Source organism: Methylovulum psychrotolerans (assembly GCF_002923755.1).
Lineage (GTDB): Bacteria > Pseudomonadota > Gammaproteobacteria > Methylococcales > Methylomonadaceae > Methylovulum > Methylovulum psychrotolerans.
Map to the genome: position 1 here is coordinate 54,307 of NZ_PGFZ01000001.1, position 12,965 is coordinate 67,271.

Consider the following 12,965-nt stretch of genomic DNA (forward strand, 5'->3'; position numbering starts at 1 on the left):
GGGGGGATGAAAGCGGGCGGCGGCGGGGTGGCGGCAGTGGCGGTGATGGGGGTGTAGGGCAGGTATTCGCGGGCGATGAGTTTGGCTAGGGCATCGTAAAATTCTAGGTAAAACTTGGGCGTGACGATGCCGCTGTCGATCCATTCTTCGGTTTTTTGGAAGGGCAGGGGCACGGGTAGGGTGACACCAGCAAAGCCGGCTTGTACCCAGGTGGATTGTTTTTCGGACAGGCTGAAGGTGGCGGACATGACCACTTCGGTGAAATTGGCTTTGGGCGAGAAAATGATGGTCACTTTGATGAACATCATTTTGTTTTTGTTATCGGGGGCGGGGTGCAGCCCGGTCGCGGAAATGATTTCGGAGGCGGCATCGGAATGGTCGACCTGATAGTTGGAGATGATCAGCAGGCGTTTGATGGCATCGTAGGTCAGTGGTTTGGCGAACGGGAATATTTGTTTTTGGTAGCAGTGGGTGGCGGGGGTACTGCCGACAGGCGCTTCTACGTCCGGCAGAAAGCAGAACGAGGACGAGGAGTCTTGGACGCGGCCTTGCGGGTCGAAGACGATGGTAAGTTTGTTGGCGTTGAGGGTTTGTTTTTCGGGGTGGCTCTCGCGTTCGGTGATCTCCCAGATGGCGTGGTCACGGTCGGTGTATTGGAGGAACGGCAGATGTCCGGCTAAGGTTTTGTTGACCTCGGCCACACCCATGCCGGGCAGGATTTTTCCGGCGACCGAAGCCAGCGGGGGGATGGTGCTGGCTTTTTTTACAGGTTCAGGGGTGCAAGCCGCCAATAGCAAGGCGGTAAGGAGGTAGACGCGTTTGTTCATTAGCCTCTCGCTTATTATTTTTGTTGTCTTGAAGGCGGTAAAAATAACGTTTTGGTGGTGTTTGCGTCAAGCGTTTAATTGTTTGCTGGCGCAGTCCCACGCGCTTGGGGGCCTAATGTGGGTATAGGGGCGGGAGGGCGGGTGCGTCTATGGGGCGGTTGTCGCTGTTGACGGTGCTGGTGCGCAGGTAGCTGACGATGTAGTTCATGATCATTTCGGCGGCTTCGGGTTTTTGGCTGGCGACGGCGATTTGGACGTAGGTGCTTTTGTCGAGGCGGTGGCAGTTGACCAAGGCGACGCTTTGCTCGCCGAAGCCGCCGATGGTGCCGTTGCCGTGGTCTTCTATTTCCAAATTCATTTTGTCCATGATTTCGCGGCTTTTGAGCTGGCAGGCTTCAAAGCTGAGTTCATTGCGCATAAAGCTGGAGGCCATCAGCGCGGGCGGTGCGGCGTAGCCGGGTGCGGCGGTGCAGAGGCTGAGCAGGGTTAAGGCAAGGGCGGTTTGGGGGCGTTGCATACTGAATCCTTGTGGTAATGGGTGATGTCTTGCGGCCTTAGGTGCGGCGGCGGACAAGATTATAACCCTATTTTTCGGACAAGGTAGGGGGGCAAGCGGTTTTGCTTGCCCGTTACAATTTGAATGCTTGACGGTAACGCTAAGCGCTTGACCATCAAGTCATGGTGGTTATGGCATTAAGGCGGCTTGTAACAAGCCCATGGTGGAAGCGCCGCCCTGAGCCTGCACATATTGCAAAATGACCGGAATAAATCGGCTGACCATGCTGGAATTCAAGCCCAGTTGTTGGAATGACCCTGCCAGCATCGCCAAATTCCCTAATTCACTGCCTGAGCCTAAGGCTGTGGCGGCCGCACCCAGCAGCCCCCCCGAATTGCCCAACGCCGGGGCGGCAGACAGTAATTGCGTTATCTCTGGAACGGCTTGGCTGACTTTGCCGAAACTGGTCGGATTCATGCTCCGTTTGGCGAGTGAGAAAATCGACCCGGCGCCGCCAAGGGCTTGTTGATGGGAGATGCCGAGTTGTTGGACGAGAATATTCACCAGTTTAGGTGTTTGGGCGGCGGCAGGGGTGACACCCATCCGGTTGCCGAGCATACCGATGGCTTCTCTGGCCGCAATTTGCTCCGCCACCGTTTTTATTGACGGGGCAGGCTGGTTGGCCGCTGCCCTGCCGCCCATGGGTGAAGAGGCGCAGCCGTTGAGTACGGCGACTAAGCCAAAGGCCGCGAGGGTGATGACTGTTTTCATTGCTGGAATCCTAATAGTAGGGTTAAAAGATCGGGGTATGCGGGATAGGTAAGGATTATAGCCTTATTTGGGTCGGGGCATGTAGTGGTGAGCATTGCCGTTAAAGGTGAAAATACGCTTAGTGGACGGTAAGGCCGAATGGCTTTACTATAAGCGTAATAGAAATATCACTTTACAGGATTGTTGATGATGGAAATTTTGCCTATATTAGGTAAATATAAGGTGTTTTGTGATGAGAGTTGTCATTTTGAGTACGATAATGCCGATGTGATGGTGCTGGGCGCAATAGCTTGTCCAGAAGAGAGTGTCGAGGGTATTGTCCGTAAAATTAAATCTTTACGTTACCAGTATAATTATAAAGCTGAACTAAAATGGCCAAAGTTACATGGTAAGCAGTTGGATTTTTATAAAGCGTTAATTGATCTGTTTTTAGAGGCGGATGTTTTACGTTTTAAGGCTATTGTGGCGGATAAGAAATCCTTAGCATTTGGTCAGTTTAATAAGAGCTCTTATGAGGATTTTTATTGCACAATGTTTTATTACGCTGTGCGGGATTTTCTGCGGCAAGAGGGGCATTACAAGCTGTATTTTGGTTATAGCGATAGGCAAAGTAGGGATAGGGTTAACAAATTGCTGGCGGTGCTGCCGCACCCGTCTGATGGGGAGATAAACGCTTACATTATCCGTTCTCACGAGTCGCAACTTATGCAATTGTGCGCTTTGTTGGTTGGGGCGTTGTCCTATCGTAACCGTTTGGATATTGCCCATGAAAGTCAGGTAAAGAATGAATTGCTGAGTTATCTTGAGCTAAAGCTCCGCGATTCTTTAGCGGGAGGTACGCCTTTGGAAGGGCAAAAATGGGCGGTTTTTCGGTTTCCGTCTGAGGGGGCGGTATGTTGACTCCGCCATTATCGTTGGGTACGGTGGAGGCCGGCAGGCTGTTTGATTTTTTATACGGGTATTTTCACCGTGATTTTGTCGCGCAAAAAACGCATTTGAACCAGTCTATTTATGTTGACCCAAGAAGTTGGCGGTTAGATGAGGGTAAGGAAGCGGCTTTTTGGCATTTGACCACCCGTGAGCAGACACGGCAGGTACGCCAAGGCAACCGTTATGTTCCGGTAAGGGAGCGTTTACCTGATTATGCCCGTTCTGAACGGATTGAATGGGTAAAGCAAATTATAGATAACCATAATCATGCGTCCATTAAGCTGTTTTATTATCGGGAAAATAATTCTAACCGGGATGTCCGTTTGTATCTTTGGGCGTATCAGGATGATTTTGTGGTTATTTTACAGAAAATTGGCCGCAACGGCGCATTTTTGGTCACCAGTTTTTATATAGACCAAGCGCATAAGCGTCAAGATTACCACAAGCGTCACCAAGACTATGTCAGTCATGCCGATGAGGCGTTGGTCGGTTGCGAGTGGTTTTAGTGGGAGGGTAAAAGTTGGTCGTCTGGAAGGGGTATTTTCATAGCACCTAAAGCCGTAGATACGTTTAAGTACAAGTAATTGATTATAATCCTTTTCAATTATTGGCCTGCAAAAACAGAGCCGCTTGTCGAAGGCTTTACGGTAGTATTGATACTTTTTCCAAGGCCGGACGATGCGGCCACCTCTTTCTACCATTGGTAGGTGAGCTTCTCCACTATATCCCTGATAGCTATTTTATTCAAGAGAAATAATACGCATTTTTGCGTACTCTCCGCCCTGTCGTTATATCTCTCATAAATATTGCTTTAGCAACGCCTTTGTTTGCCAATATCTGCTGGCAGAAGGCCAAGCAGAGGTGTTTGTTTGCCCGCTGTTTTTCCCGCCACGTCGTGACACTACTATAGCCCCATGTGTTCCCCTTTTTGTGGATGTGTTTGATGATTGATTATTGCCTGCCGCTACTGGCGGGTAACGGGGCGAAGGTGTATTTAAGCCCGCCGCCGGGGGCGTTGTTGTGGCGGGTGGCGCGTAATACCCGCGACGCGTTTGCCGAGGGCGATGCCGCTGAGCTTATCTATGAGGGTAATGAGGTGGTGGTGTTGGATTATGCGGCCTTGAGCAATGGGGTGGCGTATTTCTATAAGGTTTTTTACTTTGACGATACGGTTTGGGATGGCCAGTTTCCGGCGCGGTCGGTTACGCCGGGGGCGTTTTTTACCGATACCTCGATAGACCCGCAAGCCTTGGTGCGTGAGCGTTTGGAGAGCGGTTTGGCGATGCTGGTCGCCAATGGGACGCTCAAGCACCGCCAGAACCGGATTCCGGTACTGACCGCCAGTCCGCAGTTGGATAAGGTGGCGTTGCCGGTGGTGACGGTGCAGTTGCGCAGCGACACGCCGGAGCAGTTGTTTGTCGGCGATGCCCTGAGCGAGGCTGAGAGCGGCTGGCTGTCGGCGGTGACGCTGGAGATTGTGGTGTGGAGCCAACTCGGCGGTGATGAGCGTAAGGCCTTGCGTCAGGCGGTGAAGGGTTTGGTGATTGCCAATCTGGAGGTGTTTGTCCAGGCCGGGATGCAGCAGATCCAGTTAAGCCTGAGCGATGCCGAGGAGTTTGACCGTTACCAAAGCCCGGTGTATTTGTCGCGCCTAAACTTGCAATGCCTTTGCCAGTCGGGTGTTGCCGCGACGGTGCCGTTTCCTGTCTTTTCTACTTCTGTTTCTGTGAGCTAACTATGAGTGATGATTCCAGCACGGCCGCTATGGTCGCTAAAGCCACTGTTAAGGCTAACCTACCCGCGCCTGCCGCCCGGCTTGCCGCCGCTCCCGAAGCGGTGGCGGTGGCCGAGGCGGCCTCTGTAGGCGTAGTTGAGCCGTTAGTCAGTTTGGCGGATTTTATGAATGTTTTGCACCAGCAAGACCGCCGCTATGAGTTGGTGGCGGCGTTTGCGAAGGCGCAGCAGCGTGCGGCACGGTGGTTTGCCACTGCCGCCGAGTATCAGGCGTGCTTTGCCGCCTTTGTTTCCCAAGCCGTGAGATAAGCCCATGTCAGGATTTGATTTTAATAATACGATTTACCAAACGCCCGTGACCGCGAGCTTTGTCGATGATTCGGCGATGAACGGCAATAGCGGGTCGGGTTTGGGTAATGTCTTGGCGATTATCGCCGAGAGTAAGAATTTGCCGCCGTTTATCCCGGTGAAATTTGGCAGTTACCGCGAGGCGTTGGCGTATCCGCTAGACCCTAGTGAGACGGTGTTGTTAAAGGCGTTGGAAAAAGCCTTTGCCCCGTCTGCCGAGGCGGCGGTGTCGGGGCCGGATTATGTGTGGGTGGTGAATCCGCGTTCGGACACCCAAGCCAGTTTGGTGCTGAAGGATGTGGGCGGCATCGATGCGATGAATGTCCACGCCAATCTTTATGGGTCGAACGGGCAGAAGATTTATTTGAGTATTGCCGCCGGGACGCTGCCGGGTACGGTGTCGCGCACGGTGACGATTAAGAACAGCAATATTGTCGGTGCCAATAATACCGTGACCGCGAGCAATATTATCAGCGACGTGTTCACTCGCTGCGAGACAGGAGTCGAGTAGTCCCCAGAAGCGATAGTGCCTGAGTTTTCACGAAGCGAAGCGGAAGTGAAAATGCAGGCTATACGAAATCGCGTCGAGTCATTGGAGAGCATGTGAGCCACCCCTTGTTGGGTGGCGAGCGAGTGACCAGGACGGCTGGGGCAGCCGAAGGCATAAGCGGTCGCGTGATTTTTGCTGATTGACCGGCAAGGATGCCGAAGCAATCTTTCGCAAAAATAGCGACTCCCCTTATCAGTTATGCGGGTTCGGCGACGGTGGCGACGGTGCAGACGGTGTTGTTGAATGACGTGGCATATTTGCGGGTGACGGTGGGGACGCAGCAGACCGATTTGTCGTTTGCGGTGTATTCGTCGGTGGGCGGTTTGCTGGAGGCGTTGAACCAGATCGACGGGGTAACGGCGGTGGTGAAAAATGCCATCCTGTTAACAAAGGCGACTGATAGGCTGGATGCGATTAAAACCGCTGCGGATCTGACGGCGGCGGGTGGGGTGACGGTGCGTTCTTTATTGGATGCGGTGATAACAGCGATTAACACCTTGTCGCCGTGGTTGAGCGCCAGCCGCACCACGGCGGCGGTGTTGGTTAAGGAGCCGGTGGTTTTTGCTTCAAAGGCGTTGACGTACAGCACTTCTGTATTGCCGACTTTTGATCAATGGCAAATGGCGTTTGACGCGCTGAAAAATGTCCCGTGCCATTGGCTGACCTGTTTGTCGGATGCGGATGATGTCCACCAGATGCTCTCGGCACATGTCAATTATATGAGCGATGTGGCGTTTCAGGAACGGCGCGGCATTGTCGGCATCCCCAGCGGTTCGGCGAACGACGATGCGTTGGCGAAGGCGGAGGCGCTCAATAACCCGCGCGTGTCGTTGGTGCATCAGGGCTTTTATGATTTGAACAGCGACAATTTGATGGCGATGTATCCGCCGATGGTGTTGGCGGCGTTATTGGCGGGGATGATGTGCGGGGTGACGGCGGGTACGCCGTTGACCAATAAGACGGTGGCAGTCAGTGATATGGCCAGCCGCTTGCGTAATCCGGAAGACACTGATGTGCTGTTGCCGGGTGGGGTGTTGTGTTGCTGGCGCGATTATCAGGGCAATGTGCGGGTGCTGCAATCGGTCAGCACCTCGCAGAATGCCGATAATTTTAACCAGCATGAAATGTCCACCGGGGTGGCTTCGGATTATGTCGCCCGTGCTTTGCGGGAGGCGGTCGCGCCGTTGTTGGGGGCGAAAAACACCCCGTATCTGCCTGCGCAGTTAAAGGCGGTGGTCGCTAGCCGTTTGAAGCAGTTGGCGATTCCTGAGCCTTTGGGTGAGGGGGTGATTGTCGGCGACAACACTAGCCCGGCGTGGCGCGGTTTGACCGTGACCCAGGCGTTGGACAGCAACCGCATCAGCGTCCAAGTGTCGCCCGTTATTCCGAATAATTATATCGGTATCAGTATTTATGATGTGCCGTATACCGGCACCCGCGCGTAAGGAGCGTCCGTATGGCGACTAACCAGTTGATCCAATCCGCCAATTCGGCGGTGCTGATTTTTAATAATAAGCTTTTAGGCACCTTGCAGACGGTGCGTTTTAACGAGGATTACGCGGTGCAGCCGTATTACGGCATCGGCACTATCGACCCGATTGAGAACGTGCCGGGCGCGGCCAAGTACACCGTGACCGCAAACATGCTGCAATTGAAAAACGACGATTTGGTGAAGAACGGCATCCAGCCCGCCACTTCGGCGGATATGTTGACCGGGTCGGTGTTTGACATTTTGCTGCTGGACAAAGACAGCCGCCAAGTGGTGCAAAAGGCCTTAGGCTGTACGTTTGCATCGGGCGACACTGAGATTCAGACCAACCGCGTGATTACCCATAATATTACCTTTATGGCGTTGGCTATCCAACGTGTGTAAGGGGGCGGGGATGGGCTATTGGCAAAAACGCCTGCGCGAGCCCAGCACTTGGCTGGGGCTAATGCAGGTGATGATCGCCTTTGCACTGGTCAAGTTCAGCCCTGAGCAGGAGCAGGCGGTAACATCGTTGATTTATGTGTTTTTTGGTACGGGCGCAGTCGGTATGGCCGCCCCGGATCGGCAGCACGGGGAATAGGGCTGGCGTGCCAAGGTTTTTGCTTTGGCACAGGGCTTTTGGGTGTTTGGGGCTATTGTTATCGGTAGCCCCTCTCTATATAAAGAGTGGATGTTATGTTAACAGCGCAAAAATGTTTGAAAATACTCGGCGACCCTAGCCATGAGACCGATATGGTGCTGTGGGATGTGCCGACGGAGTTGGAGATTGGCGTGATTCCGAAAAAGGTCTATTGCAATAAGCGTATGGTCGGGCCGTTGACGGCGGCGTTTAAAGCCTTGATTAAAACGGGCTGTGTCAGTGAGTTAAAAACTTGGGACGGCTGTTTTAACATCCGCAAAAAACGCGGTGCATCGACAGCCAGTTTACATAGCTGGGGTGTGGCGATTGATGTTAACGCGGCGTGGAACCGTTTTGGCGGTAAGCCGAGTTTGAGTGCGAAGTTTGTGAAGTGTTTTACCGATAATGGCTTTGACTGGGGCGGCACTTGGTCTAAGCCGGATGGGATGCACTTTCAGTTGGCGGATTTGGGGTAGGCTTAAAATAACCTCAGCATGGGGCGCGGGCATCTTACCCGCCCTTGCGGGCAAGATGCCCGCGCTCCATGACCCGTATCCTTTAACGTTTGTCTGAATTATTTCCTGCCTATTCTTCAGTGGCTTTACGCCTCTGTTCGCCTAAACCCCACCAACCAAGCCGCCTGTTGTTCTGTGTCCGGCACTGCCACGCCCCGTGCTTGGCTGATTAACGCAAATTCATCACCGATACCTAAAACCGCTAACACACAGGCGGCGATTAGGCTGCTGCGGCCTATGCCTGCGCGGCAATGGACCGCTACGCTTGCGCCCGCTTGCAGTTGTGCCGCTAGGGTATAGGCTAAGGCGCGGACGGCGGGGCGGTGGGCGGGTATGCCCCGGTCGGGGATGGGCAGGCTGAGGAAGCGGATGCCTAGGTCGGCACATAAACGCTCTTCTTCGCCCAGTTCTAATTCATGGACTTCACTCGCTTCTAACAGGGAGACGACGGTGTTGATGCCCTGTTGCTGCCATGCACGGATTTCATCCGCTAGCCAGTCGCCCGCGCGGGGGCGCGGCATGATGGCTAGCTTGTAGTCGGGTAGGGGGAGCCAGTAGAGGTCGGGGCGCATGGGAGATATGGGTATTTTGGCGGCAAGTGCGGGCAAGATGCCCGCGCTCCAGAATCTGGGTTATTTTATGTCCATTACTGACAATTAATGCAAGTCGGCTTCTATGTCGGTATTGAGCCACGCGACGAAGCTGGCGAATTTCCGGCTGATTATCCCGGTTAAGGGCTGTTGGGCTTTAGGCGGTTGTTCGGTGCTGGTGTTAGGGGCGGCGTGGTCGCTTAAGCGGGCGGTTGTCGGGCTGTCTTCGTCTTCAATGCCGATTTGCCGCAAGGTTTCGCTGGGCAGGCGGCGTTTGTTTTCGGTTGGGGTGTCGTCGTCTGCTAAGACGCTGAGCTGGCCGGCTTCTTTTTCGGCGGTCATGGCATCTGCGGCGAGCGGTTGGGTGGAGATGAAGATAACGGCGGTGTAGGTGGCTATTTTATGGCAATATTTGTTCATGGTCTATCCTGACGGGGTTATGGGTAGCCTGCGTTTAAGGTCGCCGTCGGGCGGAAGGGAACGCGGGGCCGGTCTCTTGCTGAATTATAAAGCTATTTTTGTGCCAAAAGCTTATTTTGGCTAATTCTTTTAAATTCAGCTACTTAGTGTTTTTTAGAAAATGGCGTAAAGGTAGGTGGTGAATATGCACACTAATGGCGGGGGATTGTAACCGTTGCCGCTAGGTAGCGGGCTTAGCGGGTAGGTTCCGTCATCATTGTGTCATAACGGCAAAATACAATGGGCGTTCTAATAATAATCATAAGGGTAAACCTAGATGAAGATGAATAACGCGCTGATTTCTTTGGCGGTGGCGATGGCTTTGGGGGCTACTCAAGCGAATGCGGCTACGCCAGCCCAACATGTGGTGTTGATTTCGGTAGACGGCCTGCATCAAGATGATTTGGCTTGGTTTGTGAAAAACCATCCGGCTTCGGCGTTGGCGACCTTGGTCAACAACGGTGTTGAGTATGCTAACGCTATGACCCCATTCCCTTCTGATTCGTTCCCTGGCTTAATCGGCCAAGTGACGGGCGGTCATCCTGGCACGACCGGCATTTATTATGATGTGACGTATAACCGCGATTTGTTGCCGCCCGGCACTACCGATTGCGTCAACACGTTGCCTGGCACGGTGGTGGCGTTTGATGAATCGATTGATAAGAACACTGACCGTTTGGACGCTGGCCAAAACATCGCTGGCCTGTATGACAATGTGCCTAGCAGCTACGCGCTGATTTCGGCGTTGAGCGGCGACCCTAAAACGCTGATCGACCCTGCGATGTTGCCTGTTGATCCGACAAGCTGTGCGCCTGTTTATCCGCACCAATACCTGAAAGTCAATACCGTTTTTAACGTCGCTAAAAGCCAGCATTTGCGCACCGCTTGGTCGGACAAACATCCGGCGAATGAGATTGTCAATGGCCGCGCCGATAACGGGGTGACGGAGTTCTTTACGCCAGAAATCAATAGCCTGACCGTGACGGGCGGCTCTGTTGACTTTACTAAAAACAACGTTGACACGCAAACGTACGATAACCTGAAAGTGAATGCGGTACTGAACTGGGCAAAAGGCAAAGACCATGCGGGTACTGGCACCGTCGGCGTGCCGGCCATTTATGGGATGAACTTCCAATCGGTTTCTACGGCGCAAAAGCTGAATTTGTCTGGCTATTATGATCCTGCTAACCCTGGTGCTGTTCTGGCTAATGGCTTAGGCGGTTATGTCGCTGACGGTTCTGGCGCGTTGGTGCCAGGCCCTGTGCTGAGCGGTGCGTTGAGCTTTGTTGACCAATCGATCAGCAAAATCGTCGCTGGGGTTGACCCTAGCAATACAGTGGTGATTATCTCTGCCAAACACGGCCAATCACCTGAAGACCGTGCTAAGCTGGTCTTGATCAATGACGGCGACATGTTGGCGGCGTTGGATGCGGCTTGGAACGCGGCGCATCCGGGCGCTAACGGGTTGGTGGCTAATTCCTTAGACGACGACGGTGTGTTGTTGTGGTTGAAAGACCGTTCTAAAGTGGCGACTAATTTTGCCAAACACTTTTTGATGAACTATTCAGGTACTGGTATTGGTTCGGACAGCCTGGGTAACAAAACAGCCGTTAATTTCACCAACGCCGGATTGCGCACGGTTAATGCGGGTGCTGACGCTTATGCGATGTTTGGTGTTAAGAAAGGCGACGCGCGCGTGCCTGATGTGGTCGGTATCGCGAAAGTCGGCAGTGTTTATGCGGGCAGCAAGCTGAGCAAAATCGCCGAGCATGGCGGCAACGCGCTGAATGACCGTCATGTGCCGATTTTGGTTTGGGGTGCGGGTATCGCGTCTGGCGTGACCGTAACCGATGCGGTGGAAACCGTGCAAATCGCACCGACGATTTTGAACAGCTTAGGTTTAGATCCAAACAAACTGAAAGCCGTTTTGATGGAAGGCACCGCTGTATTGCCTAAATTGAACTAAGCTTTTTGGCTTTTTAGGCTGGGGGGCTTTGCGGCTCCCTGGCTTTTACTGCGCTTTGCCGATTTTCCGGCTCCTCTTTTTAAGTCTCTTGCTGTGTTTGGAGGCTCTTCAGGTTTTTTTCATCAAGCCTGCCCTATAGGGCAAACGCCATTGCCCCTCAGTAACGGCTAACGGTTATTGTCCTGTTTTTTCTTGAGGCGGCAGCTTGTCCGCCGCCCTCTGTTAACGGACTTTTTGTACATCTTGTTGGCTGTTGTGGGCGACAGTGATGTTAGCGGGGGCAGGGGAGCCGCCGTAGGCGTGCGCCAGATGGCGCAGTAACGCCTCGCCGTCACTGGCATTTAAGCCACCGACAATAAAAGCTAACAGTAAGACCAACGGCAGGCATGAAAACAGGTATAGGGAGTTTTTGGGGTTTGTCGTGTTCATGGCGGTTTCCTTCTTTTTGTTGTTTCTTAGGCTGTTGGTTTTGAGTGAAGAGGGGCATGGGGGCCAGTTTGGTCTGCCACACTGCATTAAGGCGCTTAACTGATGGTTTTAAAATAACAAACACATTTCTAAATTGAAATTAAGGATTACCGAAAAAAATGGTAATTGTTCACTAAATGAAATTTTCCTATTTATTGCATTGATTTTTATCAATTATTTTTTTAGGTCGGTACAGAAAAATAACGGTTTTAGGCGGTTTTTTTGCGGTTTTTGAGAAGATGGCGAAAGTTTGGCCGCACTGCTTGCGGTAGGTGTTTAAGGTTAGAAAGTGTGTGGGAATTACACGGGTGGTGGTGCGGTATTTACCGTTTAATGGGGTTGGGCAGGCGGTTTTGCCTGATGCGCCACCTATATCAACCGACACCCGTTGTTCAGGCCGTTACGTTAAATCTGATATTTTGAGCGTGGCGGAATTGGCAAATGTTGGGCAAAACCGTCTACCCAACCTACACAGCTACCCACACAAACCCGCCCCGTGCGGGTTTTTTTTGCCTTGCGCGTCGTGACGGTAAGCTCGTGGCTTGTTTAGCGACTTTTTTTCCTATTATTACGCGGAGCTTAGTATGTCAAGACCAGCAAAAGAGACTGATTTTATGATTGATTTACCCACTGTCGGGCGGTTTCGGTTTGGCCGGGAGACCTTGGGCGACCATATCGCCATTCAGGCGGCTTATGTTACGTTGACTAACGCCCAGGGCGGGCAGGACAGGTATTTGGATTTTATCGCCGACGCGCTGGCGCATTTTCAGGTGTTGTGTGTGTCTGCGCCGGCCGGTTGGGGGCAGTTGGCGGCGTTGGATTATAACGAGACTATGCTCAATAATCTGGCGGTGCTGTACAAGGAGCTGATGGAACGGCTTAAGAGCTTTCGCGACGGCGCGGCACAAGGAAGCCAAGCGCCGGGGCTGGGAGCAAGCGAGAACGTACCGCAGTTGGTTCCGGCAGACCTATAACCTGCCCCCGACCGACCCGCGCTATTTGGCGATGACCGATATGGACATTGAGGCCGAATATTGGACGCGCCATTATGAGAATAACCCCGATGAATATGCCAATCCGTTTTTTGACAGCGCGGCGGCTTTGGAGTCGGTCGATTTAAGCGAGTTTGAAGATATTATCAATGACCACTATCAATACAAGTCAGGCTAGAATTGATGCCGCAATAGCGGCTGTTCAGACAAC

Annotated in this window: 19 protein-coding genes; 13 read left to right on the plus strand and 6 right to left on the minus strand. The window is 52.8% G+C overall.

The annotated features are described in order from the left end of the window. The 3 genes from AADEFJLK_RS24275 to AADEFJLK_RS00270 all read right to left on the minus strand — a co-directional run. A partial coding sequence (locus tag AADEFJLK_RS24275; RefSeq protein ID WP_170064991.1) for a hypothetical protein occupies nt 1-827 on the minus strand: 827 nt, incomplete at its 3' end. Between the two features lie 112 nt (nt 828-939). Further along, the gene (locus AADEFJLK_RS00265) at nt 940-1,344 is read right to left on the minus strand and encodes a hypothetical protein (protein WP_103972900.1); all 405 of its coding nucleotides are present in this window, start codon (nt 1,342-1,344) and stop codon (nt 940-942) included. Between the two features lie 168 nt (nt 1,345-1,512). After that, nucleotides 1,513-2,094, minus strand: coding sequence for a DUF2780 domain-containing protein (locus AADEFJLK_RS00270; protein ID WP_249027944.1), 582 nt, complete (start codon nt 2,092-2,094; stop codon nt 1,513-1,515). 186 nt (nt 2,095-2,280) lie between these two features. On the opposite strand from AADEFJLK_RS00270, the gene AADEFJLK_RS00275 reads away from it, so the two are divergent. The 9 genes from AADEFJLK_RS00275 (at nt 2,281) to AADEFJLK_RS00315 (ending at nt 8,240) form a co-directional block, all read left to right on the plus strand. Further along, nucleotides 2,281-2,994 (plus strand): DUF3800 domain-containing protein, encoded by a 714-nt coding sequence (locus AADEFJLK_RS00275; protein ID WP_103972901.1) that lies wholly within the window; start codon nt 2,281-2,283, stop codon nt 2,992-2,994. Next, the gene (locus AADEFJLK_RS00280; RefSeq protein ID WP_103972902.1) at nt 2,988-3,530 is read left to right on the plus strand and encodes an RlfB protein; all 543 of its coding nucleotides are present in this window, start codon (nt 2,988-2,990) and stop codon (nt 3,528-3,530) included. Before AADEFJLK_RS00275 ends, AADEFJLK_RS00280 begins: the two co-directional genes overlap by 7 nt. Before the next feature lie 437 nt (nt 3,531-3,967). Beyond that, the gene (locus AADEFJLK_RS00285; RefSeq protein WP_103972903.1) at nt 3,968-4,759 is read left to right on the plus strand and encodes a hypothetical protein; all 792 of its coding nucleotides are present in this window, start codon (nt 3,968-3,970) and stop codon (nt 4,757-4,759) included. Between the two features lie 2 nt (nt 4,760-4,761). Continuing rightward, nucleotides 4,762-5,067, plus strand: a complete 306-nt coding sequence (locus tag AADEFJLK_RS00290; protein WP_103972904.1) for a hypothetical protein — start codon at nt 4,762-4,764, stop codon at nt 5,065-5,067. 4 nt (nt 5,068-5,071) lie between these two features. Further along, on the plus strand, nt 5,072-5,617 hold the full coding sequence (locus tag AADEFJLK_RS00295; protein WP_103972905.1) for a hypothetical protein: 546 nt from the start codon (nt 5,072-5,074) through the stop codon (nt 5,615-5,617). Between the two features lie 191 nt (nt 5,618-5,808). Next, on the plus strand, nt 5,809-7,101 hold the full coding sequence (locus AADEFJLK_RS00300; RefSeq protein ID WP_103972906.1) for a hypothetical protein: 1,293 nt from the start codon (nt 5,809-5,811) through the stop codon (nt 7,099-7,101). 11 nt (nt 7,102-7,112) lie between these two features. Next, nucleotides 7,113-7,529, plus strand: a complete 417-nt coding sequence (locus tag AADEFJLK_RS00305; RefSeq protein ID WP_103972907.1) for a hypothetical protein — start codon at nt 7,113-7,115, stop codon at nt 7,527-7,529. Nucleotides 7,530-7,539: 10 nt separating this feature from the next. Beyond that, nucleotides 7,540-7,725, plus strand: a complete 186-nt coding sequence (locus tag AADEFJLK_RS00310; protein WP_088620560.1) for a hypothetical protein — start codon at nt 7,540-7,542, stop codon at nt 7,723-7,725. 95 nt (nt 7,726-7,820) lie between these two features. Continuing rightward, the gene (locus AADEFJLK_RS00315; RefSeq protein ID WP_088620559.1) at nt 7,821-8,240 is read left to right on the plus strand and encodes a M15 family metallopeptidase; all 420 of its coding nucleotides are present in this window, start codon (nt 7,821-7,823) and stop codon (nt 8,238-8,240) included. A 125-nt stretch (nt 8,241-8,365) separates the two neighbouring features. On the opposite strand, the gene AADEFJLK_RS00320 is transcribed toward AADEFJLK_RS00315, so the two are convergent. Next, nucleotides 8,366-8,851, minus strand: a complete 486-nt coding sequence (locus tag AADEFJLK_RS00320; RefSeq protein ID WP_103972908.1) for a protein-tyrosine phosphatase family protein — start codon at nt 8,849-8,851, stop codon at nt 8,366-8,368. 84 nt (nt 8,852-8,935) lie between these two features. Continuing rightward, complete coding sequence (locus AADEFJLK_RS00325) at nt 8,936-9,289, minus strand: hypothetical protein (RefSeq protein WP_103972909.1); 354 nt, start codon at nt 9,287-9,289, stop codon at nt 8,936-8,938. Between the two features lie 316 nt (nt 9,290-9,605). Between AADEFJLK_RS00325 and AADEFJLK_RS00330 the strand changes: the two genes are divergently transcribed. After that, the gene (locus AADEFJLK_RS00330; RefSeq protein ID WP_211299116.1) at nt 9,606-11,294 is read left to right on the plus strand and encodes an alkaline phosphatase family protein; all 1,689 of its coding nucleotides are present in this window, start codon (nt 9,606-9,608) and stop codon (nt 11,292-11,294) included. 222 nt (nt 11,295-11,516) lie between these two features. Here the strand turns inward: AADEFJLK_RS00330 and AADEFJLK_RS00335 are convergent, their stop codons facing one another. After that, complete coding sequence (locus tag AADEFJLK_RS00335; RefSeq protein WP_088620555.1) at nt 11,517-11,723, minus strand: hypothetical protein; 207 nt, start codon at nt 11,721-11,723, stop codon at nt 11,517-11,519. 332 nt (nt 11,724-12,055) lie between these two features. Here AADEFJLK_RS00335 and AADEFJLK_RS23790 point away from each other — a divergent pair, with 332 nt between their 5' ends. Genes AADEFJLK_RS23790 through AADEFJLK_RS24280 form a run of 3 tightly spaced genes read left to right on the plus strand, consistent with a single transcriptional unit; the run spans nt 12,056 to nt 12,932 of the window. Next, entirely contained in the window at nt 12,056-12,289 is a 234-nt protein-coding gene (locus AADEFJLK_RS23790; protein WP_146054472.1) for a hypothetical protein, read from the plus strand. A gap of 57 nt (nt 12,290-12,346) precedes the next feature. Further along, entirely contained in the window at nt 12,347-12,736 is a 390-nt protein-coding gene (locus AADEFJLK_RS00345) for a hypothetical protein (RefSeq protein WP_146054473.1), read from the plus strand. Nucleotides 12,737-12,767: 31 nt separating this feature from the next. Continuing rightward, a complete protein-coding gene (locus AADEFJLK_RS24280) occupies nt 12,768-12,932 on the plus strand; it encodes a hypothetical protein (protein WP_170064992.1) in 165 nt (54 codons plus the stop codon). Nucleotides 12,933-12,965 lie beyond the last annotated feature (33 nt).

Bases quoted from the DNA above. Each gene is read 5' to 3' on its own strand.
- AADEFJLK_RS00275 (WP_103972901.1), top strand. From the start codon at position 2,281: ATGATGGAAATTTTGCCTATATTAGGTAAATATAAGGTGTTTTGTGAT.
- AADEFJLK_RS24280 (WP_170064992.1), top strand. From the start codon at position 12,768: ATGACCGATATGGACATTGAGGCCGAATATTGGACGCGCCATTATGAG.
- AADEFJLK_RS00300 (WP_103972906.1), top strand. From the start codon at position 5,809: ATGCCGAAGCAATCTTTCGCAAAAATAGCGACTCCCCTTATCAGTTAT.
- AADEFJLK_RS00295 (WP_103972905.1), top strand. From the start codon at position 5,072: ATGTCAGGATTTGATTTTAATAATACGATTTACCAAACGCCCGTGACC.
- AADEFJLK_RS00290 (WP_103972904.1), top strand. From the start codon at position 4,762: ATGAGTGATGATTCCAGCACGGCCGCTATGGTCGCTAAAGCCACTGTT.
- AADEFJLK_RS00265 (WP_103972900.1), bottom strand. From the start codon at position 1,344: ATGCAACGCCCCCAAACCGCCCTTGCCTTAACCCTGCTCAGCCTCTGC.
- AADEFJLK_RS00305 (WP_103972907.1), top strand. From the start codon at position 7,113: ATGGCGACTAACCAGTTGATCCAATCCGCCAATTCGGCGGTGCTGATT.
- AADEFJLK_RS00330 (WP_211299116.1), top strand. From the start codon at position 9,606: ATGAAGATGAATAACGCGCTGATTTCTTTGGCGGTGGCGATGGCTTTG.
- AADEFJLK_RS00345 (WP_146054473.1), top strand. From the start codon at position 12,347: ATGTCAAGACCAGCAAAAGAGACTGATTTTATGATTGATTTACCCACT.
- AADEFJLK_RS00280 (WP_103972902.1), top strand. From the start codon at position 2,988: ATGTTGACTCCGCCATTATCGTTGGGTACGGTGGAGGCCGGCAGGCTG.
- AADEFJLK_RS00335 (WP_088620555.1), bottom strand. From the start codon at position 11,723: ATGAACACGACAAACCCCAAAAACTCCCTATACCTGTTTTCATGCCTG.
- AADEFJLK_RS00310 (WP_088620560.1), top strand. From the start codon at position 7,540: ATGGGCTATTGGCAAAAACGCCTGCGCGAGCCCAGCACTTGGCTGGGG.
- AADEFJLK_RS00320 (WP_103972908.1), bottom strand. From the start codon at position 8,851: ATGCGCCCCGACCTCTACTGGCTCCCCCTACCCGACTACAAGCTAGCC.
- AADEFJLK_RS00285 (WP_103972903.1), top strand. From the start codon at position 3,968: ATGATTGATTATTGCCTGCCGCTACTGGCGGGTAACGGGGCGAAGGTG.
- AADEFJLK_RS00315 (WP_088620559.1), top strand. From the start codon at position 7,821: ATGTTAACAGCGCAAAAATGTTTGAAAATACTCGGCGACCCTAGCCAT.
- AADEFJLK_RS00270 (WP_249027944.1), bottom strand. From the start codon at position 2,094: ATGAAAACAGTCATCACCCTCGCGGCCTTTGGCTTAGTCGCCGTACTC.
- AADEFJLK_RS00325 (WP_103972909.1), bottom strand. From the start codon at position 9,289: ATGAACAAATATTGCCATAAAATAGCCACCTACACCGCCGTTATCTTC.